Below are 19,668 nucleotides of genomic sequence, written 5' to 3'. Positions count from 1 at the left end.
GCCTTTGCCATGCTGATCTTCCCTCCTGCCATGCGGCTCTTGTTGTTGGAGTTGAGATTATGTTGTCGAAATCGCAACGTCAATCGCAAATAGGAAAAAATACCTATCTTTTACACTTCGGCGTCGGAGAGAGTGTTTTTCGACCGAAAGACGGGTAACGGTGCAACCGCAGCACATCAACCATGTGAAAGGTTGACGGCAAAAAGCCCGGTGCGGTTGCTTGCGTGTCGTTGCGTTTTTTGCAACAAATCAGCAACGCCGCATATGTGCATGGGGACACGGATGGCTGAGATCGATGGCGCCTGGTTTCACAACCAGCTTGATGACAGGGGGCAGTCGCTGCGCGCGCTCGCCCGCCATCTCGGCAAGGACGCCTCTGCCGTCTCCCGCACCTTCTCAGGCAAGCGCAGGATGACGATGGAGGAGGCAGCTGAGATTGCGGCCTTCCTCGGGGTGCCGGTGACCGAGGTCATGCATCATGCCGGCATTACAGGGCGTGCCGGCACGCCCGGGTACGGCGAGCGGCTGGGGCCGAAAGTCCTGCTCTCGGCCACGATCGGCGAGAATGGTGAAGTCCGCTCGCTTGCCGAGCCGCAGCTCTTGCCGCAAGCGGTGCTCGACAAGGCGCAGCCGGCAATCGCCGCCGGCCGCAACCGCGCCATCATCGCCGCCCAGGTGCGCGCCTCTTCCGGCCCGTTGTCGATCTGGGACGATGCCGTGCTGTTCTTCGCGCCGGCCGACAGTATCGAGCCAGATGCTACCGGCGCGCTTTCCATCTGCGGGCTGACGGGCGGCAGACAGATCCTCGCCAAGCTCGACCGCGCCCGCAAGACGGGCGAGGCGACGGTGGTTTTGCCGGCGGGGAAGGTCGAGGAGGTGGTGCTGGTGAGTGCAGCGCCGGTGCTGGCGCTGATACCGTAGGGACTGGTGTCGGAACTGTGCGAACAAGAGGGAAGCACGGGGGTGCCCCACGGCACGCCGCCTCGGCGCGTCGAGTGCTTTCATATCGAAGACATGCAACAGCGCCATGCGAAAGCAAAATCGTCATCCGCAGTTTCGAACGGCTGCTCAGCTATCCACATCGGCGCGACAAACCTGCGCCCCCAGCGCCTCGCGGCATCGAGCGGCATTACGATCTGAAAACAGATGTGCCGGGCGCACGGCCGGTGCCCGGCACTTTCGTTTTATGCCGAGCGCTCAGGCAGCCGGCGTCACAACCGCCGGCCCCGTCGCCAGCGCCTTGCGCAGCTGCTCTTCCTGCTCCGGCGAGAGCGAGGTACGCAGGATGGTGGCGTGTTCGCCCTTGAATTCGGCCAGCACTTTCTCGGCCTGCACCTTGCGCAGCAGCAGGAAGAGGGCGGAGCTGTTGACGGGGATGGTGTCGGCGAGCTTCTTGATGAGATCGTCGTTGATGCCGTAATCGGTCATCGAGCCGGCGAGCGCGCCGGAGCCCGCGCCGAAGGCGCCACCGAGGACCATTCCGGCCAGCGGATTGAGGAAGAGCAGGCCGACGAGCGAGCCCCAGAGCGCGCCCGAGAGCCCGCCGCTTGCCGCCCCTGTCGCCGTCAGATTGACGCTCTGCTTGAGGCGTACCTTGCCGGAAGCATCGCGCACGGCGATGACGGCGTCTTCGAGATCGACGAGATATTCCTTCTCAAGCTGGACGAGCCGGTTGAGCACGGTATCCGCCTTATCGACAGTATCGAAACCAAGCACTACAAGTTCTGACATCGCTTACCCTCCAGTTGCATTTACAGATGCGGCAGATAGGTCTCAGTGGCGCGCTGTCCATAGAGCGGGCGCCATTTGCTTTTGCTACCACTGGTTTGTGAGGGTGCGATGAAGGCGTGGCGTGCCTTAACGGGACGGGCGTCGAACGGCCAACGCGGATTTCGGCATGTTTTCCGCAGATCTTCAGGCCGGGGATTTTCAGGACTGGCCGATATCAGCGCAAATGCCGAGGGCTTCGCCCAGTGCGGGAACTCTGCTGTGGATTCCGTCCTTCGGCCCATGTCACTGTGCGGTGGCGGCGGATAGATTTCCATCCGACCACGATCGAATGCCGTGCCGTCATATCGGCGGCAGGCTCTCACACGTCCGCGCAGGGGTCTTTTCATGCCGCTTCTCGACGCGAAATCAGCTTTTCCCATCACCTATCCCGATGGTCGGGTTTCGAAGGCGACGATGTATCTGAAGAACGTCATCGATCATCCGCGCATGGAGATCGGCGATTACAGCTATTTCACGCATTACGGAAAGCTGGAGGAGACGGCCGAGATCCTGGCGCCCTATCTCGGGCCGGGTTGCCGGGAGCGGCTTGTCATCGGCAAATTCGTGCAGATCGCCCGCGGCAGCTATTTCATCACCAGTTCGGCCAATCACCCGATGGGTGGCATCACCACCTATCCGTTCCGCATCTTCAAGCCGGAGACCTTCGGCTACAAGGATCTGCCGGTGAAGGATACGGTGGTCGAGCATGACGTTTGGATCGGCCATGATGCCGTCATCATGCCCGGTGTCAGGATCGGCGCAGGCGCCATCGTCGCCGCCGCCTCGGTCGTCACCCGCGATGTGCCGCCCTATGCGGTCGTGGGAGGGAATCCGGCCAGCATCATCCGCATGCGTTATCCTGTCGAGGTCATCAGCGAGATCCTCGAACTTGCCTGGTGGGACTGGCCGATCGACAAGATCGAGGCCAATCTGCCGGCTCTGGAGAACGGCGATCTCGCGGCCCTCAAGCGGGCCTGAACCGGTGCTGGGCAGGTCCTTACAGGAGCGCGATGCCTGCGACGGGTGGCGCGGAAAGGAACGAGCCGCGCAGGACGAGGTTCATTTTCACCCTGGCGGATGAGGCGGGGTTACAGGAGTTGCATTGAAGCGTTGCGAGCGGGAGCCGTGGTTTGCCCCGATGATCGCGATTGCAGAGGCCGCTCTACTAAAAATTCGCTTTCTTTCCGCTACATATGTGCACTATGACACCGTGGCGAGCCACACTGGTGGCGCGCGAGCGTGTTGGACAATCGTGTCCGATTTGGAGAACTCATCGTATGAAGCACGTATCGATCGTTGTGCGCGCGGAGTGGGATGAAGAGGCTGCCGTATGGGTCGCCAGCAGCAGCGACATCGATGGGCTGGCCGTTGAGGCCGATACTCTGGAAGCTCTTGAGCCCAAGGTCATCGCTGCCATAACGGATCTTTTCGAGCTGAACGGATTTACGTCCGACCTGCCGGAAATCCCTGTTCATATCATGGCCGAGCAGCTCGTTCGTATCCCCAATCCCACCTACTGACTGCATGGCCGGCTATCTCAAGGAACTTAAAGAGTTACTGTCGAAAGCCGGCTGCAAATATGTTCGGCCGGGAAAGGGCGACCATGAAATCTGGTTCAGTCCGATTTCAAATCGCCATTTCACGGTCGATCATGGTGTCAAATCCCGCCATACTGCCAATGAGACGCTGAAGCAGGCGGGTCTCCCAAGGGCGTTTTGAAGCAAGACGCTGATAGGGAACGTTTCTTGAAGGTGTTGCTCAATTGGGCTACATAAATATCGAACTCAACAAGGAGGCTGAAGATGGCTGCAAATGCCTATGTGCGTGCCCGCATCGACTCTTCGGTGAAGGATGATGCCGCCTTGGTACTCGATAGCCTTGGATTGACCACCTCGGACATTATCCGCATCGTTTTGACCAGAATCGCCCGAGATAAGGCTCTTCCCGTCGAACTCACTCGACCGAACGCCAGGACGATCGCTGCGATGGAAGAAGCAAGAGCGATCAAGGCGGATCATGGCAAGCATTTCGACACTGCCGAAGAGCTGATCAAGTCACTTGAGGGCAACACGCTTGCCAAGTGACAGAAACCGAGCGAAGCCCGCTTCCACCAAGCGGGCTTCGTTGCCGCGGCAATCAAGCCATACCAAACAATTTCAGAAAGATTGGGAGCGCCTTTCGGGGGCCGGCCGCTATGACATGGTCGCACTGAAGAAGGTCGTCGGTTTGATCGTCGACAATGAAGGTCCTCTGCCGGCCGAGCTGAAAGATCACGAGCTGACGGGTGACTGGAAAGATCATCGAGAATGTCACATCGGTGGTGACTTTCTGCTCATCTACTCCATAGACGACAAGAGGAATCTGGTCGTGTTCGTTAGTGCCGGTACCCACGCCGAACTCTTTGAATAAGGCGTTCATTTCCCCCGTCACATCACACCGGAATCTCCTCGGTGATCACCTCGAAGCGTTTGAGCACCGCAGGGCCGAAAGCCGTCGACATGGCGACGTCGGTGGCGTCGCGCCCGGTGGCGATCAGGATGCGGCCGATGCGGGGCGTGTTGTGGCGGGCGTCGAGTGTGTACCAGCGGCCGCTCAGATAGACCTCGAACCAGGCGCTGAAATCCATCGGGTTCGGGTCGACGGGCACGCCGATATCGCCGAGATAGCCGGTGCAGTAGCGTGCCGGGATGTTCATGCAGCGGCAGAGCGTGATGGCGAGATGGGCGAAGTCGCGGCACACGCCTGACCGGTCGGTGAAGCCGCCGAAGGCGGTTCGCAGCGGATCGGCCTTCTGGTAATCGAAGGCGATGCGGTTATGGGTGAAATCGAGGATTGCCTGGACGCGCGGCCAGCCGGGCGGTATGCCGAAGAAGGTCTTCCAGGCGAAGTCGGCAAGGCGGTCGGTATCGCAGTAACGGCTGCCGAGCAGGTAGACGAGCACATCATCAGGGAGATCATCGATATCGTGCTGCATGGCGCCCTCGGGCACGGGATCGGGCAGGCCGCTGTCGTAGATTTCGAATTCGGTGGAAATGGTGGTGAGACCCGGCGGCGCTGTGATGCGGCTGCAGGCATTGCCGAAGCCGTCCACATAGGACCAGGCCTCGATCGGCCGGTCGAAACCGAGGACCTGTTCCGTCAGGAGATCGACGCGGCGGGACGGGTGGATGTCGAGGACCAGCAGCATGGGCGTTTCGTGTTCGCATTCATAGCCGATGTGAAAGCCTGCGCGGATCTTCATGGAAGTCGTGTCCCTTCGATCAAATGAACGTCCTGCAGGCGAATGCACAAGCGGGCCAGGTGTTCCGTCACCTGCCGCTTGCGGCATCGAAATCCCGTTCCATGGTGACGTTGACCTGCACACGCATATTGTCGAAATCGTGCGCTCCGCCGTCATAGCTGCCGCAGAGCGGCACGGCCTGGCGCGGGTCGCGGGCGACGCCGACGCGGATCAGGTCGCGGTTTCCGACGATGCCATTGGTGGGGTCGAATTCCACCCAGCCCGCACCCGGCAGGTAGACCTGGCACCAGGCATGGGTCGAGCCGCCGCCGAGCGTGACGGAGCCGTCGCGATCGGGCACATAGACGTAGCCGGTGACGAAGCGGGCGGCGAAGCCGAGCGAACGGGTCGCCTCCATCATCAGCAGCGCGAAATCGCGGCAGGTGCCGCTGCGCAGCAGCAATGTCTCGCGGGGCGCCTGCGTGCCGTGCTCGAAGCGCCTGACATAGCTGAAGCTCTCATGGATCGCATAACAGAGCGTCATCAGGATATGGCCGGTGCGCGGCTGCCGAACAAGCGGCACGAATTGCCGCGCCCATCTGCCGACCTCGTCTGCGGGATCGGGATAGTGCCTGTCGATGGTGCGCTCGAGATCGACCGCCTCGTCCTCGTCATAGGTGAAGGGAAAGCTGAGCGCCTGGCGGTCGATCTCCAGATCGAGCGGCACCTGCGCAGTATGGTTGAGACGGATGACGGTTTCAAAGCGCAGTTCGGCGGAGGCGGCCGTTATATCGACCAGCGCGATGCAATTGCCGAAGACATCGTGAATCCAGCGGACGGATTCCGGCTTGGGAAAGACATCGAGGCTGCAGTTCAAAAGCGTCTGGTCGAAACTGTCGCGGGGGCGGAACATCAGCCGGTGCTGGCCGAAATGCACCGGCCGTTTGTAATGGTAGGATGTGATGTGGCGGACGGAGAAAATCGTCATCCTGCCTCCGTGTTTTCATGACGCAGCACTCAAATGACCGCGGAGGAGGCGTCCGTCACTTCTCTCTGCGCGAGAGCGGATAGGCAGGTGCATCGTAGAGCACGCGGATCTGCCTTTCGTCGAAGCGGGCTTCGTTCACCTCCAGCACGCAGCCGCGCAATTGCGAGCCGGGCATCTCTTCCATGGCAAAACGCAGTGCTTCCGCGGCGGTTTCGAAGCGCCTGTAGCGGGGGCCGCGGGAGCTGCGCAATGTCTTGCCGGTGTAGAGCCCGGCTTCGATCGTATAATTGAATTCTGCCACGTGATGGTCCTTGCTCGTTCCTGATATGGCCGAGCCATTCGGGTGTCGGAGTATTGCGGCTCTTCCGGATTTTCCAGTTCTTCCAGGTTTTCCGGGGCCGGCGGTTTCAGGATGAAACGGCGGGTAATGTCACTCTCGTTTTCTGGCGCTCGCTGCGTTCGTCCTGCCTGATTTCGCGCTGTCTCAAGCGCAGCCGCTTGCGAACATCCTGAAGCTTTTCGGCATCGGAGTCTTTTTCGGGCTGTGGCGCGCGGAAGAGATTTTCGGCTGCGCGCTTTTTGGTGGTCATATTGCTGTCCTCTTGGATGATGGGCGGGACGGCCGGAAGGCCGCCGCGCCGGATTGGGCTCGGGCGTTATTTCTTCTTGTCGCTGCCCGTATTGCTGCCTGCCATCTTGACCTGCGTGCCGGGCGCAGGCGTTGCCGAGGATGCGGCAGAGCGGTCTTTCTTCGGCTTGCGGGTTTCTTTGTTGCTGCGCACTTGGCCTTTCGCCATGGTTTCCTCCTGGTGTGACGATGCGGGACAGATCAGGTATTGCGGCCCGCCGACGGCTGGCCGGCGCGGCATCAAAGGGGCTGCCGTCCGATGCCGGAATGCTCGTCCAGAGAGGCTGCCAAAGTGGAAAGGCGCGATTGGCCTTGGGGTTGCGCTTGGGATTGTTCTGGGGAATGCCCCAGGGAATGGATGCGCAGCGTGCTTGTTCTCCGGCCGGTCTCCGGCCCATGGCTGAAATTGGGAAAAGCCACGAAACTTTCTGCGGCTTCAAAACGATCGCCCTGCCGCCCAGCGGCTTCGGCACGATCGAGAATGCCGAGCGCCACATTCTCACGGTAACCGAATGCGCCGGTCCGGATGAGATTGCGCGACAGGCTTGGCGGATAAAAATCGGAAGACATCGCGTCCTCCTTTCGTTGGGGCCAGGGCTAACGCCCGAACCGGCAGCGCCCTTGAAGTGGCTGCCAGCAATTGGAATCCTGCGCTTATTCGCTGCGCCGCGCAAGGCGTTTTTCGCGGGATGGGGATCCGGGCAGCTGTCGCGGCATAAACTTTTCGAATATTGCGCAGACGCCAGAAGCCGTTAATTTGAAGGCGGACATTTCAAGCAACGGAAATCGAAGATGAGCATCGCTGTTTTGACGACCTACGTTCTTGTCGTGCTCGGGCTGATGGTAATTCCCGGGCCAGCAACACTGCTGGTTCTCGCCCGATCGGTCAGCGGCGGCAGGCGGGCCGGCATTGCAACGGGGCTTGGCATTGGGGTCGGCGATCTCATCCATTCCACCATGGCGACCTTTGGCCTTTCGGCCCTGCTTGCGACCTCGGCGCTCGCCTTCGAAGTGGTCAAATATATCGGTGTGGCCTACCTCATCTATCTTGGATACCGGTCCTTCATCGAAAAATCCGGCAATCTCGACTTGGCGGCCGCCCCGGAGATCAGCCCCGGCAAGGCTTTCCGGCAGGGAGTCTTCACGGAAATCCTGAACCCGAAGACGGCGCTGTTCTTCCTCGCCTTCCTGCCGCAATTCATCCATCCCGAAAGCGGTTCGGTGATCGGGCAATTCGCGCTGCTCGGCATCATCTTCGTGACGCTCAGCATCTGCGTGACATCGGCGCTCGCGATCGGCGCCGGTTCGGTGCGCGGCTGGCTCAACAGGAACCGGACGATTGGCCGCTGGCAGGGCAAGGTCATCGGCTCGATCTACATGGCGCTCGGCGTTCGGCTGGCGTTTCAGCAGCAGTGAGCGGCACCGGCCGCTGATGCGACCGGGCTTTGAGTTGCTACCGCTTTATCGCGGCCAGCTGCCGTTCAAAACTCCCCAGATCGAAATAGTCGCGCCAAACGGTGATCCTGCCGTTTTCCACCGTCAGCGTGCCCATGACCGGCAGGGTGATCTGGCTGCCGCTTTCATGGGTGAAGATATCAATGCGCTCGTTCAGCACCACGTTGCCGGAGGCGGCGATTGCCGTGACCTGCCAGTCCACCTTGAAGGCGGAGCCGGTGCCGAAATCGGCGTGGAATTTACGGACGTTTTCGCGGCCCACGATGTCGGGCAGGGGCACGTTGTCGTAGAGCACCTCTTCGGCAAGCATGGCGAGCGCCTCCTCGATGCGGCTGGCGCTCCAATGGGCGAAGAAGATCCTTGCGGTTTCGAGCGGTGACATATCAACCTCTCTCAGCCGAACTTGACGAGGTTGAGGGCCGGCAGCGGGCCGCCGGGGAATTGCGTCAGGCTGGCGCCGATTTTGAGCGGGCCGAGGTCGACGCCGGCAAAGCCGAGGCGCGTGATGATGTCAGCAACTTCAGCTTTCGCCTGCGCATCGTCTCCGGAATAGAACAGCACTCGGTTGCCGCCTTCGGCCCTGGGGTCGGCGGAGACGAGATTGGCGAAGAGGTGATTGAAGGCTTTGACGAGGCGGGCGCCGGGCACCAGGCCGGCGACGATTTCGCTCGACAGGCGGCCGCCGAGCTCGGCCGGCTTGAAGAGGGGGCCTTCGATCGGGTTATTGGCGTCGATGACGATGCGGCCGGCCCAGTCCGGCAGGCCGGACAGTGCTGCCGGCAGTTTCGACCAGGGCACGGCGATGAGGACGATATCGGCCTTTGCCGCCTCCTCGATGGTGCCCGCGGTGATATGGGGGGCGAGCTCGGCGGTGAGTTCGGCGAGCGTTTCAGGGCCGCGGCTGTTGGCTATGGTGGCGGCGATACCGTTGCGGGCGAGAGCGCGGGCGAAGGCTGCGCCGATATTGCCGGCGCCGATGATACCGATGGACATGGCAAGTTTCCTTTCTGCATGTCGTGTTCGTTTCGATGAAGGCATTATCGCGATGTCATTCATGTTTTATTAGAGGGGAGTGGGTGGTATCAGTTTCAAGTTTTCCTTGAAGGTGATCGGCAATGGAGAGTTTGGCAAATCTGGAATCCTTTGTGCGGAGCGCCGAGCTTGGCGGCTTTTCGGCGGCGGCCAGACGCCTCGGTCTGACACCGGCGGCGGTCAGCCGCAATGTGGCGGCGCTCGAGGCCAATTTGAAACTCCGGCTCTTTCACCGCAGCACGCGCAGCCTGACGCTGACGGAGGCAGGCGAGCGCTTTCTTCTCTCCGTGCGCGATCATCTCGAGGGGCTGCAGGGGGCGATTGCCGAGATCTCCAACGAGCATGCGGAGCCGGCAGGCGTGCTGAAGGTCAGCCTGCCGCCGGGTTTGGGCACGGGCTATATCCTGCCGATGCTGCCTGATTTCATGAAACGCTATCCGCTGGTGCAGCCGGAATGGATGTTCGAGAACCGGCAGGTGGATCTGATCGCGGAGGGTTACGATGCGGCAATCGGCGGAGGCTTCGAGCTCGCCTCGGGCCTAGTGGCGCGGCCTCTTGCGCCAGCCCATCTCGTGGCGGTGGCATCACCAGCCTATATGCAGGGCCGTGTGCCGCCGATCGATCCGGCCGGGCTTGCGGGGATGGACGGCATCGTCATGAAATCGATCAATACCGGGCGCATTCCGCAACGGCAGATGCGTAACGCAGCGGGAGTGGAACAGCTGGTCGATCTCGCGCCAAAGATCGTCGTCAACGATCCCGCCGCCATGCGCGGTGCCGCCCTTCTCGGGCTCGGCGTTACGCTGATCTCGAAGCCGGATGCGCTTGCCTATCTCGACAGCGGCGAGCTGATCCGGCTCGTGCCCTCCTGGTATGTCGATATCGGGCCGATCTCGATCTACTACGCCAACAAAAGGCTGCTGCCCTTGAAGACGCGGGTATTCATCGATTTCGTCATCGAGGCTTTTCAGCGTCAGCGGTGGCCTGAGCGTTTTGCCGGCAGTATCGGCTAATGCGGGTCGGGGCGGTAACCGAGCACGAAGGCGATGACTTTCGCGGACGACATTTCGCAGGGTTTCAGCGTGCTGCCGCTTGCCTCCAGGAGATAGAGGTTGAAGCTGACGATATCGGTGCCGGAGAGATCTTCGGCATAGAGCCAGATGCGCTTGCCGTCGGGGGATCGCTTGACCGTGGCGCCCCAGCGGCCGGCCTCGAAACTGCCTTCGCTGTAGCCCTCGGGGATAAGGGCGAGGGCACCGGTGAAGTCGTCTGCGGGGTTCATGCCTGTCTCTATGAGGCGGTCTTACACTGCATAGGTGGCGGCGCGGGTGGTATCGCGCAAGGTCGCGTCGTCGGAAGCATCGGTAAATCTGTTAAACCAGCATGAGGCCGTGACCATACTCTTCGGTGAGCTCCTCGATCAGGAGCTTTTCACGAGAGGTCAGGTTCTCACGATCGACGAAGCGCCAGTTCCGCTCGTACAAGGCAAAGGCTTCGTCGGCGGCAATGGGACGCGCAGGATTCCGGTTCCACGCGAGCATCTTCAGCTCGGGGAATTCGGCAGGAACGATCTGGTTTCCAAAATGCGTCATGCGTCCAAGATAGTCCAATGGGGTGCCGTTATCAAACTGCGGCACCCTACCGCTTCGCTCAATACCCCGTCAGCACCAGCGTCTGCACCGGCAGCAGCATGGCCTGCATGCGCAGGATCATGGCATGCATGACGCCGACCGTATCGATGACATGCAGGCTGATCCCTTTGGTATAGGCGTTGGCGATGCGGCTGCACTCTTTGCCCAGGAGAACAGGAGTATCGCGACCAGCGGGTGCTTCAATCCGAAAACGTTGTCCTCAAGCGATGAATATGGGCTGCACCGATGCCGCAGCAGCCGCCGATGATGGTCGCGCCCGCTTCGGCCCAGGAGCAGGCATAGTGCGAATAGGCATCGTCATTCAGATCGCTGCGGGTGTCGTGCAGGCCTTCATTGGCGGCTGCCTCGCCCTGTTCCCCTTCGAAGGCATTGGCATAGACGCCGATTTCGAGGGGAGCGCCCATCTTCCGGAGCACGCGCGCTGCCGTCTCCACGGCCGCCTGCATGACCTCTGGCTTGCTGCAATTGAACAGGAGGGCTTCAGCGCCCGAGGATGCCGCCCAGGATGCCGCGTCCTCGACGCTTTCGTTGGAGCGGAGCCTCGGTTCTGCGCCCTTCATGGCTGCCTCGTCATCCGCCACCGTGAAGGAAATCCAGAACGGCTTGGCTGATGTCGCCACCGCCTGGCGGACGGCTTCTGCCTCGGCAATCAGGCTCAGCGTCTCGCCGAGCCATATATCGACAAAGGGGCCGAGGTTTTCGACCAACACCTTGAGATAATCCTGCACCCGAGAAGGCTGAAAGTTCTGCGGCTCGTATGAGCCGAAGATCGGCGGCAGCGAACCGGCGACCAGTATCTTCCGATCCGTAACCGCATCGGCCGCCTCACGTGCCAGGCGGCCGGCAAGACGGATCAGCGCCGGCCCTTCCTTCCGAAACCGGTCTTCGCCAATGTGAAAGGGCACGAGCGCATAGCTGTTTGTCGTAACGATTTGCGAGCCGGCGGCGATGAATTCCTGGTGTACCTGGCGCACGATGTCAGGCGAGTTGATCAGCGCCAACGCCGACCATTCCGGTTGTTTCAGTTCGGCGCCCAGCCGCAGCAACTCGCGGCTCATGCCGCCGTCGAGAATTCGGGTCGTGCTCACGAAGAGGTCTCCATTCGGTCTGTTGCGCCGTGACCGGCAGCGGGTTTTTCATAGGAAAGTGGGTGGGGTGCAGATGGTTCGTGGGTAAGCGAGTTCATGGCCGGTTCTTTGGGCCTAGCGACGGACCGGCACCTGCGCTTCGAGACCTCGAAAGACGCGGGCGATCACTGCGGTCAAGGCGAGATAGAAGAGGGTGACGACCAATAGCGGTTCGTAGACGAGCAGCGTGTCCTGCCGGACCTTGTTTGCGACGGCGTAGAGATCCATCACCGTCACCGTAAAGGCGAGCGGCGTCGCCTTGAGCTGCATGACGATCTCGCCCGCAATGGTCGGCAAGGCGATGCGAATGGCGCGCGGCAACCAGATGCGGCGGGTCAGCTTCCAAGGCGATAGGCCGAAGGCTCGGCCGGCTTCGAGTTCCCCCTTGGGAACGGCAAGCAGCGCGCCGCGCAATACCTCTGCCTCATAGGCGGCGTAGTTCAGCGTGAAACTGACCGCAGCGAAGAAGAAGCCTTCGCGAAGGATCGGCCAGAACAGGCTCTGCCGGATGCCGGGGATCATCGGCAGCAGCGAACCCACGCCGTAGTAGAGAAGCCACAGCTGGATCAGCAGAGGGGTGCCGCGGAAGAAGGTGCAGTAGCCCCGCGCCAGCAGCCGTGTCAGTCCGCAGCCTCTGACCTGCGCGAAGGCGAGGCCAATCGCGATGACGAAGCCGAACACCACCGATATCACCAGCAGGCAGACAGTCTGCCAGGCGCCCGTCAAAAGCAGCGGCCAATAGGAAGAGATCCAGGTGAAATTCATGGGGCGTTCGCTTCAGGCAAGGCGCAGCTGTCCCCGTCGCATCCGCCCCTCGATCAGTTTGAAGAGGACGTTGGAAACGAGCGTGATGGCGAGGTAGAGAAGAGCCGAGGCGAGGAAAAAGACGAAGTAGTGTTTGGTGCTTGCCCCGGCAAGGCGGGTGGCGAGCGCCAGTTCCTGATAGCCGACGACCGCAACCAGTGCGCTGTCCTTGGTGACCGACATCCACAGATTGGCAAGGCCCGGCAGGGCGTTCGGCAAGAGTGCCGGCAACATCACGCGGCGAAATCTCAGCGCCGGCCCCATGCCGAAGGCCTTGGCGGCCTCGATCTGGCCAAGGGGAATGGCGAGGATCGCGCCGCGCAGCACCTCCGTCATATAGGCGCCCTGCACGAAGCCCAGCACCGCGACGGCCGCGACAAAGCCGTTCACATTGACCGGCGGCAGGTCGAGCGCGGCCAAAAGCCGGTTGAGACCGTCGGTGCCGGCGTAATAGAGCCCGACGATCAGGATCAACTCGGGAACGGCGCGGATAACGGTGGTGTAGACATCGAGCAGCAGGCGGAGAACGCGGTTGCCCGAAAGCTTTCCAAGCGCGCCGGCCGTACCGAGCAGCAGGCCGATCGCGAAGGCGCAAGCCGAGATGGCGACCGTGGAGACCGCACCTGCCAGGAGAACGCCGCCCCATCCCGGAGGATAGGGAGACAGCAGGTCCAGAATGCCTTGTTGTGCGGTCGCCATCAGGACTGCTTACTTTGCGCCGTAGATGTCGAAGTCGAAGTATTTCCTGGTGATCGCGTCGTACTGGCCATTGGCGCGAACCGCAGCGATCGCCTTGTTCAGCTTGGCTTTCAGTTCGGTATCTTCCTTGCGCAGGCCGCCCGAAACGCCGGCTCCGAGAATTTCCTTATCGTCGGCGACGTCGCCCATCTTGGCGCAGCAATCCTTACCCCCATCGCTTTTCAGGAAAGCATCAAGCGCCAGCGAATCGCCGAAAACATAGTCGATACGGCCAGAGGCGAGATCCTGAAAAGCCTCGTCGAGCGTCTGGTAGGTCTTTTCCTCGGCGACGCCGGCAAAATACTTCTTGTAATATTCCGACTGGATCGTCGACACCTGGATGCCGATGGTCTTGCCCTTCACGTCCTCGGCCGTCGAACCTGGCTTCTGGTCCTTGGGACCGATCAGGGTGCTCGGCGTGTTGTAATATTTGTCGGTGAAGTCGATCACCTTCGAGCGTTCCGCGGTGTTCGACATCGACGACCAGATCACGTCGAACTTCTTGCTTTGCAGAGCCGGGATGAGACCATCCCAGGAAATGTCGACGATCGAGCATTTCTCCTTCATCTCCTCGCAGACGGCGTTCATGAGGTCGATTTCCCATCCCTGCCATTGGCCGGAGGCATCCTTGGCGAAGAAAGGCGGATAGGATTCGTTCATGACGCCAAAGCGGACTTCGGCCTGCGCGGCGACAGCGGAAAGCGCAAGGGCAACGCCGGCGAAAAGGGTGGGGATCAGCTTCATTCGCAGGATTCTCCTGGTTTGTGTTGTCGATGAGAGTTCGCGTCAGTGGGCGTTGAGACCGGTAAATTCCCGGCAGCGGGCGCTCACCGGCGCCCCGAATATCTGCTCCGGCGGGCCTTCCTCCTCGATCCGTCCCTGATGCAGGAACAGAACGCGGCTCGAGACATCCCGTGCGAAGCGCATTTCATGCGTGACGATCAGCATCGTCCGGCCTTCTTCTGCAAGGTCACGGATCACTTTGAGCACCTCGCCGACCAGTTCCGGATCGAGCGCCGATGTCGGCTCGTCAAACAGCATGACAGCGGGATCGATGCAGAGCGCCCTGGCAATGGCCGCGCGCTGCTGTTGGCCACCGGACAAGAAAGCGGGATAGGCGTCACGTTTATCGAAGAGCCCGACCTTGTGGAGCAGCGCCTCGGCCTTTTCGATGGCCTCGCGCCGCGAAATGCCCATGACATGCACCGGCGCCTCGATGACATTCTCCAGCACTGTCCGATGCGCCCAGAGATTGAAGCTCTGGAAGACCATACCGAGCCCGGTGCGCAGCCGTTCGATCTGCCGCCAGTTGCGCGGCTGCAGCCGCCCGCCCCGACCCATCTTCAGCAAGATCTCCTCGCCGTTGATCGCAATGCGGCCACGATCCGGCGTTTCCAGGAAATTGATGCATCTGAGGAAGGTGCTCTTGCCGGAACCCGACGAACCGATGATCGAAATCACATCGGACTTGCGGGCCTCGGTCGAAATGCCTTTGAGAACCTGTTGCGAGCCGAAGCTTTTATGGAGATCTTCGACACGAAGAGCAGGAGAGGACTGATCGGGCATGCATGGTTCCGGCGGAAGTGAATTCGCGAAGGATAATGATAAATTAACGCGGTTTTTTCGCGCAATTTTCATTCATTCTGCATATTTTGCGCAAAATAATCTTCTTCATGCGGCAAATGCGGCAGAATACGCGAAGTGCCGCGACAGAAATCGGACTGGACAATGGAACAACTGGATCGTTTTGACCGTGAGATTCTCGATATCGTTCAGCGCGACTGCCAGCTGAAGGCCGAAACGGTCGCCGAACGGGTCGGGTTATCGGTCTCGGCCGTGCAGAGGCGGTTGAAGCGGCTGCGCGAGGAAGGGATCATCAAGGCGGAGGTGGCCGTCCTCGACCGCAAGGCGACGGGGACATCGATGGTGTTCATCGTCGGGATGGAGATCGAGCGGGACAATTACGACGCGCTGGCGAAGTTCCGCCTATGGGCGGAGAAACAGGATCATATACAGCAGGTCTATTACGTCACGGGTGCGGTCGATCTGATCGCAATCGTCACCGCCCGCGACGTCGAGCATTATGACGACATCGCGGCCCTGATCATGGCGGAAAACCCGCAGATCCGCCGCATGCACACGAATGTCGTGCTGCGCGACGTCAAGCTCGGCCTGTTCGTGCCACTTCAATAGCAGGCGGACCGTGCGCCGGCCCGTCGCCGGCCTCAATGTTCCCTCAGCACCAGTGTTTGCACCGGCAGGAACAGTGCCTGCATGCGCAGGATCATCGCGTGGACGAGACCGACCGTGTCGATGACATGCAGGCCGATCGCTTTGAAGGTGCCGATACTGGGGTCGGCGAGCGCATCGTGATTGCTGGTATAGGCGTTCGCGATGCAGCTGCCGCCCGGGGGCACGTCGTCCAGGCCGCCGGGGAAGAGGGGTTGCAGGAAGACGGTCAGCGTCCCCGGTTTTGCCAGTTGGGCGACATCGACGAGCTGGTCGGTCGGGCGCAACTGGCCGGCGGCGATCACATCCTGCACCTCCGTGACGACGAGCGGGATAATGGCGAAGGGTTTGCCGACGCAGGTGGCTTCGGCCACCATGCCGGGTTTCATCACCTGCGCCTCGATCTGGCCGAAACCGGCAATCAGCGTGCCGCGACCGGCCTCTTCGGGCACCAGGATGCCGGCTGGGCGCAGCATGGTGTTGAGCACATCGCCGCGCCGCAACGTAAACTGTTGAACAGTGCCGCTGATGCCGGCCTTGACGACCGTCTTGTCGAGTTCGACCTGGGCCTGCGCCAAAGCCGCCTCGGCGCTCGCCTTCTGCGCCGGCAAGAGCACATTGAGCTTGGTCTGCAGCGTCTCCTTGTTGGCATAGGCGGCGCTGACCATGCCGCGCTGGCTTTCGACCGTATTGGTGAGCCGGTCCACCTCGCGGCGGGCAACGGCGTCGTTCTTCAGGAGCTGGGTCTTCATCTGCAGTTCGTCGATCGAAACCTGCAAGGCGCCTTCGGCCTGACGTATCACACCGTCGGCGCTCGCAAGCTCGCTTTCGGCCACCTTTGTCTGGGCCTCGACTTCGGCGATCTGCTTGCGCGCCACGTCGAGCGCGGCCTTCTGGGCGGAATCGTCAAGGCGGAAGAGCGGCGCGCCCGCCGCGACCTTCTGGTTGACGCCGACGAAGACCTCATCCACCCGGCCCATCGCTTCCGGCAATATGGTGACGGTGCGGAAGACCGCGGTGACGCTATTCGTCGCGGGGTGGAAATAGAAGATCATGGTGATCAGCGAGATGGTGAGCAGCAGGCAGGCGGTTATACCCCAGCGCAACTCGTACCACATGCTGTAGAGCGTGATCTCATAGCCGATGCGCTTTCCCTGCCCATAACGGCGGAAGAGATAATCGGGAAAAATGGTCAGCATCGAGCAGAGGAGCAATTCCAGCATGGTCAGATACCTTTTTCCTGGGCGCCGGCTTTCTGGGCGCTGGCTGTAACGACCGGCTGGATGAGCTGCGGATGAGGCGACGGGGCAGGGGCGATCGGAGCGCCGGAGACGGGAGCGCCGCTTGACCCATGATTGGCCTGATGATGCTGCGCTGCTGCAGCCGAGGGCGCTTCAACCGGATGCGCTTCAGCCGGGGGGACGGGGGCGCTCTGAGCGATGCCGGCCTCGGGACTGCGGCTCGCGAGCCTCGCAATGGACCGGGCGATGGAATAGAGCGGCGTCGAAAAGTCGGGAATACGGACCATTGCCAGCAGCAGGCCGATAATCCAGTAGATATGATTGTGGGTGAAGAGGGAGATCAGTGCCAGTACGGCGACGATCTCCAGCTGCACCTTGTTGGCCCGGTGCGCGATGCGCTCGGGAACGGCATGGAGCTGGAAATAAAAATTGCCGATCGCGAGGATGATCAACAGCATCATCACGATGACGACGACGAAGAGATAGTCGGTTTGTCCAGGCGCGGTGATGAAGACGGGCACATGATCGGTGAGGGCGGCGTGATAGGGTTGCGTCGCTGCCTCATCTGCTGCCGCTGCCGTTTGAGCGGCCAGGGAGACCGTTGCGAGCGTTGCGCCGATGGCGCTCCAGTGGCGGTTCTGCTGCCTTCTCGTCTTCCTTCCATCGCCCATGCCAAAGCTCCCCCGGACGGCATTTTAGTGTCCGCTTAATTCTAGGCTTTTTGTGCGCGGCACGAAAGTACGTAACGGTAACTACGGGGTAAAATCTGTGCTTCGGGCGCAGTGCGGCGCGGACAAGGAATCGCAGACGGCTGCTATCGGTATTCGGCAGACGAGTACCGGGTTTCGCTGGCGCCAGATAAACAGTTCAGTGAAGGTTTCTCCACTCTGCGGGGGTAAGGCCCTCCCACGTGCGAAAGGCCCGATAGAACGAACTGGTATCCTGAAAGCCCAGCAGAAATGCGATCTCGTCGACGCCGTTCTGCTCGTCGGACAGCAAATGGCGGCCGAGCTCCCGGCGCGCCTCGTCCAGCAGGCTGCGATAGCTCGTGCCCTGTTCGGTGATGCGTCGTTGCAGGGTCCGCTCGCTCATGCCCATTTCGCGGGCTACATCGGCAATATCGGGCTTGCCGCTGGCGATGCGGCGCTTGATCAGGATCTTCACCTGATCGGAGACCGAGGATCGCGCTTCGATTTCGTCAAGCGATGCGGCAAGAGAGGGATCGAGGATCGCAAGCAGTTCGGGGTTGTGCCCGGCGAACGGCAGATCCAGATCGGCACGATCCAGCACCAGCACGTTCTTCGCGCAGCCGGTACGAACAGGTGCATCGAAGTAGGATCGATGCGCTTCGGATACCGGCCCGGTTCGGGTCATCTCGACCCGGATGGGCCTGAGATGCCGCCCCGTTCCCCGCCGCCCGAGCTCGAGGATCGCCGCAAAGGTGACGTCGGCGGCCGCATCCGGCTCGGCTTCATCGGTATGAAGCCATCGCACCGCGACCCGGCATTCGCTCCCGGTTTCGGCTGCGGTCAGTTCCTCCGGGGTGCAGAGCCGTTTGAACCGCGCCAGCCGATGCAGCCCGTCGCGGTAATCGCGGGCGAAAAAGGCCGACATCGTGGCGGGCGGATGAACCGAAGTATCGGTCTCGACGGTCATGCGCAGGCCGATGGCGGGGTCTTGCGACAGCGTTTCGACCGCACGCCACAGCGCGAAATACTGTGCCGTGGACAGCCATGTCTCCGGCGCGATATGCAGTGTCGCCGGCAGCCTTGCCTGACGCAGCAGAGCCGGGGCGGGCAGGCCCATGCGTTCCGCCGCCCGCCAGAAGGCCTGCGGCAGCCTGCACCTGTCGCCCGTATCCCTGGTCATCGCTGCATCCTCCGCCGCTGCCTTCACATCTGGCTCTTGATCAGCCGGTCGAAGACACGGTCGCCCAGCCACTTGCGCACCCAGATCATGAGCTTTGCGTATTTGCCCGCTGCATAGCGGGTTTTGGGCCGGGCCGACAGGAGGGCATTGCCGACGACATCGGCGATGACCTTGGGATCGGTGCCCTGGCCCCGGCCATAGCTCCTGTCGATGGAGGCGGCCACGCTTTGCGCGAGCTTCCCGTAAGGGCCGGTGCCGGACCGTTCCAGGATGCCCCGGGACGCAGCATCGCCAAAGCCCGTCTCGATAAGCCCCGGCTCGATCACGACGACACGGATGCCGAAGGGTTCGAGCTCGAGCCGTAGGCTGTCGGACCAGCCTTCCAGCGCATGCTTGGTGGCGTGATACCAGGCGCCGAGCACCGTATAGATCTTGCCGCCCATCGAGGTGATGTTGACGATGGTGCCTGCGCCGCGCGCCCGCATTGCCGGAAGCAGAAGCTGGGTCAGGCGCGCGGGGCCGAAGACATTGACCTCGAACTGGTAGCGCGCTTCATCGAGCGGGATCTCCTCGACAGGGCCGTAGAGACCGAAGCCGGCATTGTTGACCAGCACATCGACACCACCTGATCTTTCGGTGATGGCACGCACCGCGGCAACGATATCCTCGTCCTTCGAAATATCCATCTGCAGCGGGATTGCGCCAAGCTCTGCCAGATCTGTCATCTTCTCGACGCTGCGGGCTGCGACATAGACCAGGTAGCCGTCAGCGATCAGCCGCCCGGCGATGGTTTTTCCCATGCCGGATGACGCGCCCGTGACCAGGGCCGTAGGTTGGGATTTGCTGTTCATGATGCACCTTTTTGTTCTTGCATGGAACGTAAGGTAGCCTGCGCATCCTGCCAGTTCAGTTGCA

At 61.4% G+C, this 19,668-nt stretch carries 29 protein-coding genes; 9 read left to right on the top strand and 20 right to left on the bottom strand.

The features are described 5' to 3' along the window. The first annotated feature begins 282 nt into the window (after positions 1 to 282). Positions 283 to 921, top strand: a complete 639-nt coding sequence (locus KQ933_RS11095) for a helix-turn-helix transcriptional regulator (protein ID WP_216754937.1) — start codon at positions 283 to 285, stop codon at positions 919 to 921. Between the two features lie 276 nt (positions 922 to 1,197). Here the strand turns inward: KQ933_RS11095 and KQ933_RS11090 are convergent, their stop codons facing one another. Further along, a complete protein-coding gene (locus tag KQ933_RS11090) occupies positions 1,198 to 1,731 on the bottom strand; it encodes a DUF1269 domain-containing protein (RefSeq protein ID WP_216754936.1) in 534 nt (177 codons plus the stop codon). Between the two features lie 384 nt (positions 1,732 to 2,115). Between KQ933_RS11090 and KQ933_RS11085 the strand changes: the two genes are divergently transcribed. From KQ933_RS11085 to KQ933_RS11070, 5 genes are all read left to right on the top strand, one after another. After that, a complete protein-coding gene (locus KQ933_RS11085; RefSeq protein ID WP_216754935.1) occupies positions 2,116 to 2,748 on the top strand; it encodes a CatB-related O-acetyltransferase in 633 nt (210 codons plus the stop codon). Between the two features lie 299 nt (positions 2,749 to 3,047). Further along, positions 3,048 to 3,290: a DUF1902 domain-containing protein gene (locus KQ933_RS11080; protein ID WP_216754934.1), complete on the top strand. Its 243-nt coding sequence runs from the start codon at positions 3,048 to 3,050 to the stop codon at positions 3,288 to 3,290. A 4-nt stretch (positions 3,291 to 3,294) separates the two neighbouring features. Then, on the top strand, positions 3,295 to 3,489 hold the full coding sequence (locus KQ933_RS33420) for a type II toxin-antitoxin system HicA family toxin (RefSeq protein ID WP_253958223.1): 195 nt from the start codon (positions 3,295 to 3,297) through the stop codon (positions 3,487 to 3,489). 83 nt (positions 3,490 to 3,572) lie between these two features. Next, complete coding sequence (locus tag KQ933_RS11075; protein WP_216754933.1) at positions 3,573 to 3,854, top strand: type II toxin-antitoxin system RelB/DinJ family antitoxin; 282 nt, start codon at positions 3,573 to 3,575, stop codon at positions 3,852 to 3,854. Beyond that, the gene (locus KQ933_RS11070) at positions 3,844 to 4,179 is read left to right on the top strand and encodes a type II toxin-antitoxin system YafQ family toxin (protein WP_216754932.1); all 336 of its coding nucleotides are present in this window, start codon (positions 3,844 to 3,846) and stop codon (positions 4,177 to 4,179) included. Before KQ933_RS11075 ends, KQ933_RS11070 begins: the two co-directional genes overlap by 11 nt. 22 nt (positions 4,180 to 4,201) lie before the next feature. Here the strand turns inward: KQ933_RS11070 and KQ933_RS11065 are convergent, their stop codons facing one another. From KQ933_RS11065 to KQ933_RS11040, 6 genes are all read right to left on the bottom strand, one after another. After that, on the bottom strand, positions 4,202 to 5,011 hold the full coding sequence (locus KQ933_RS11065; protein ID WP_216754931.1) for a transglutaminase family protein: 810 nt from the start codon (positions 5,009 to 5,011) through the stop codon (positions 4,202 to 4,204). 67 nt (positions 5,012 to 5,078) lie between these two features. Next, positions 5,079 to 5,978, bottom strand: coding sequence for a transglutaminase family protein (locus KQ933_RS11060; RefSeq protein WP_216754930.1), 900 nt, complete (start codon positions 5,976 to 5,978; stop codon positions 5,079 to 5,081). A gap of 55 nt (positions 5,979 to 6,033) precedes the next feature. Then, on the bottom strand, positions 6,034 to 6,279 hold the full coding sequence (locus KQ933_RS11055; RefSeq protein WP_183736155.1) for a hypothetical protein: 246 nt from the start codon (positions 6,277 to 6,279) through the stop codon (positions 6,034 to 6,036). A 106-nt stretch (positions 6,280 to 6,385) separates the two neighbouring features. Next, on the bottom strand, positions 6,386 to 6,568 hold the full coding sequence (locus KQ933_RS11050; protein ID WP_216754929.1) for a hypothetical protein: 183 nt from the start codon (positions 6,566 to 6,568) through the stop codon (positions 6,386 to 6,388). A gap of 66 nt (positions 6,569 to 6,634) precedes the next feature. Beyond that, entirely contained in the window at positions 6,635 to 6,775 is a 141-nt protein-coding gene (locus tag KQ933_RS11045) for a hypothetical protein (protein ID WP_216754928.1), read from the bottom strand. Positions 6,776 to 6,846: 71 nt separating this feature from the next. Continuing rightward, positions 6,847 to 7,176 (bottom strand): hypothetical protein, encoded by a 330-nt coding sequence (locus KQ933_RS11040; RefSeq protein WP_216754927.1) that lies wholly within the window; start codon positions 7,174 to 7,176, stop codon positions 6,847 to 6,849. Positions 7,177 to 7,398: 222 nt separating this feature from the next. On the opposite strand from KQ933_RS11040, the gene KQ933_RS11035 reads away from it, so the two are divergent. Then, a complete protein-coding gene (locus tag KQ933_RS11035) occupies positions 7,399 to 8,022 on the top strand; it encodes a LysE family translocator (RefSeq protein WP_216754926.1) in 624 nt (207 codons plus the stop codon). 37 nt (positions 8,023 to 8,059) lie between these two features. Here the strand turns inward: KQ933_RS11035 and KQ933_RS11030 are convergent, their stop codons facing one another. Both KQ933_RS11030 and KQ933_RS11025 read right to left on the bottom strand, forming a co-directional pair. Continuing rightward, positions 8,060 to 8,443, bottom strand: a complete 384-nt coding sequence (locus KQ933_RS11030; RefSeq protein ID WP_216754925.1) for a limonene-1,2-epoxide hydrolase family protein — start codon at positions 8,441 to 8,443, stop codon at positions 8,060 to 8,062. A gap of 11 nt (positions 8,444 to 8,454) precedes the next feature. Further along, positions 8,455 to 9,054, bottom strand: a complete 600-nt coding sequence (locus KQ933_RS11025) for an NAD(P)-binding domain-containing protein (RefSeq protein ID WP_253958222.1) — start codon at positions 9,052 to 9,054, stop codon at positions 8,455 to 8,457. A 122-nt stretch (positions 9,055 to 9,176) separates the two neighbouring features. Here KQ933_RS11025 and KQ933_RS11020 point away from each other — a divergent pair, with 122 nt between their 5' ends. After that, a complete protein-coding gene (locus tag KQ933_RS11020) occupies positions 9,177 to 10,106 on the top strand; it encodes a LysR family transcriptional regulator (RefSeq protein ID WP_216754923.1) in 930 nt (309 codons plus the stop codon). Here KQ933_RS11020 and KQ933_RS11015 read toward each other — a convergent pair. The 7 genes from KQ933_RS11015 to KQ933_RS10985 form a co-directional block, all read right to left on the bottom strand. Then, on the bottom strand, positions 10,103 to 10,375 hold the full coding sequence (locus tag KQ933_RS11015) for a hypothetical protein (RefSeq protein ID WP_216754922.1): 273 nt from the start codon (positions 10,373 to 10,375) through the stop codon (positions 10,103 to 10,105). The genes KQ933_RS11020 and KQ933_RS11015 overlap by 4 nt on opposite strands. Before the next feature lie 91 nt (positions 10,376 to 10,466). Then, on the bottom strand, positions 10,467 to 10,685 hold the full coding sequence (locus KQ933_RS11010) for a hypothetical protein (RefSeq protein ID WP_216758886.1): 219 nt from the start codon (positions 10,683 to 10,685) through the stop codon (positions 10,467 to 10,469). A gap of 239 nt (positions 10,686 to 10,924) precedes the next feature. Then, positions 10,925 to 11,833 carry a homocysteine S-methyltransferase family protein gene (locus KQ933_RS11005; protein WP_216754921.1) on the bottom strand — a complete coding sequence of 303 codons (909 nt, stop codon included), beginning with the start codon at positions 11,831 to 11,833 and terminating at the stop codon, positions 10,925 to 10,927. Positions 11,834 to 11,947: 114 nt separating this feature from the next. Next, the gene (locus KQ933_RS11000; RefSeq protein WP_216754920.1) at positions 11,948 to 12,637 is read right to left on the bottom strand and encodes an ABC transporter permease; all 690 of its coding nucleotides are present in this window, start codon (positions 12,635 to 12,637) and stop codon (positions 11,948 to 11,950) included. Positions 12,638 to 12,649: 12 nt separating this feature from the next. Next, positions 12,650 to 13,375, bottom strand: coding sequence for an ABC transporter permease (locus KQ933_RS10995; protein ID WP_216754919.1), 726 nt, complete (start codon positions 13,373 to 13,375; stop codon positions 12,650 to 12,652). Positions 13,376 to 13,384: 9 nt separating this feature from the next. Then, positions 13,385 to 14,158, bottom strand: coding sequence for a transporter substrate-binding domain-containing protein (locus tag KQ933_RS10990; protein ID WP_216754918.1), 774 nt, complete (start codon positions 14,156 to 14,158; stop codon positions 13,385 to 13,387). 42 nt (positions 14,159 to 14,200) lie between these two features. Next, a complete protein-coding gene (locus KQ933_RS10985) occupies positions 14,201 to 14,980 on the bottom strand; it encodes an ABC transporter ATP-binding protein (protein ID WP_216758799.1) in 780 nt (259 codons plus the stop codon). Positions 14,981 to 15,142: 162 nt separating this feature from the next. Between KQ933_RS10985 and KQ933_RS10980 the strand changes: the two genes are divergently transcribed. Next, complete coding sequence (locus KQ933_RS10980) at positions 15,143 to 15,607, top strand: Lrp/AsnC family transcriptional regulator (RefSeq protein WP_216758798.1); 465 nt, start codon at positions 15,143 to 15,145, stop codon at positions 15,605 to 15,607. 32 nt (positions 15,608 to 15,639) lie between these two features. Here KQ933_RS10980 and KQ933_RS10975 read toward each other — a convergent pair whose 3' ends face one another. The 4 genes from KQ933_RS10975 to KQ933_RS10960 form a co-directional block, all read right to left on the bottom strand. After that, positions 15,640 to 16,866: an HlyD family secretion protein gene (locus KQ933_RS10975; RefSeq protein WP_216758797.1), complete on the bottom strand. Its 1,227-nt coding sequence runs from the start codon at positions 16,864 to 16,866 to the stop codon at positions 15,640 to 15,642. Between the two features lie 2 nt (positions 16,867 to 16,868). Then, entirely contained in the window at positions 16,869 to 17,405 is a 537-nt protein-coding gene (locus tag KQ933_RS33415; RefSeq protein WP_253958327.1) for a hypothetical protein, read from the bottom strand. A 346-nt stretch (positions 17,406 to 17,751) separates the two neighbouring features. After that, entirely contained in the window at positions 17,752 to 18,690 is a 939-nt protein-coding gene (locus tag KQ933_RS10965; protein ID WP_216758885.1) for an AraC family transcriptional regulator, read from the bottom strand. Positions 18,691 to 18,776: 86 nt separating this feature from the next. Then, positions 18,777 to 19,604, bottom strand: coding sequence for an oxidoreductase (locus KQ933_RS10960; RefSeq protein ID WP_216758796.1), 828 nt, complete (start codon positions 19,602 to 19,604; stop codon positions 18,777 to 18,779). Positions 19,605 to 19,668 lie beyond the last annotated feature (64 nt).

The sequence above is a fragment of the Rhizobium sp. WYJ-E13 genome, from assembly GCF_018987265.1.
GTDB lineage: Bacteria > Pseudomonadota > Alphaproteobacteria > Rhizobiales > Rhizobiaceae > Rhizobium.
Note: the sequence above shows the minus strand (reverse complement) of the source record. Positions and strands in the feature narration are given on the sequence as shown.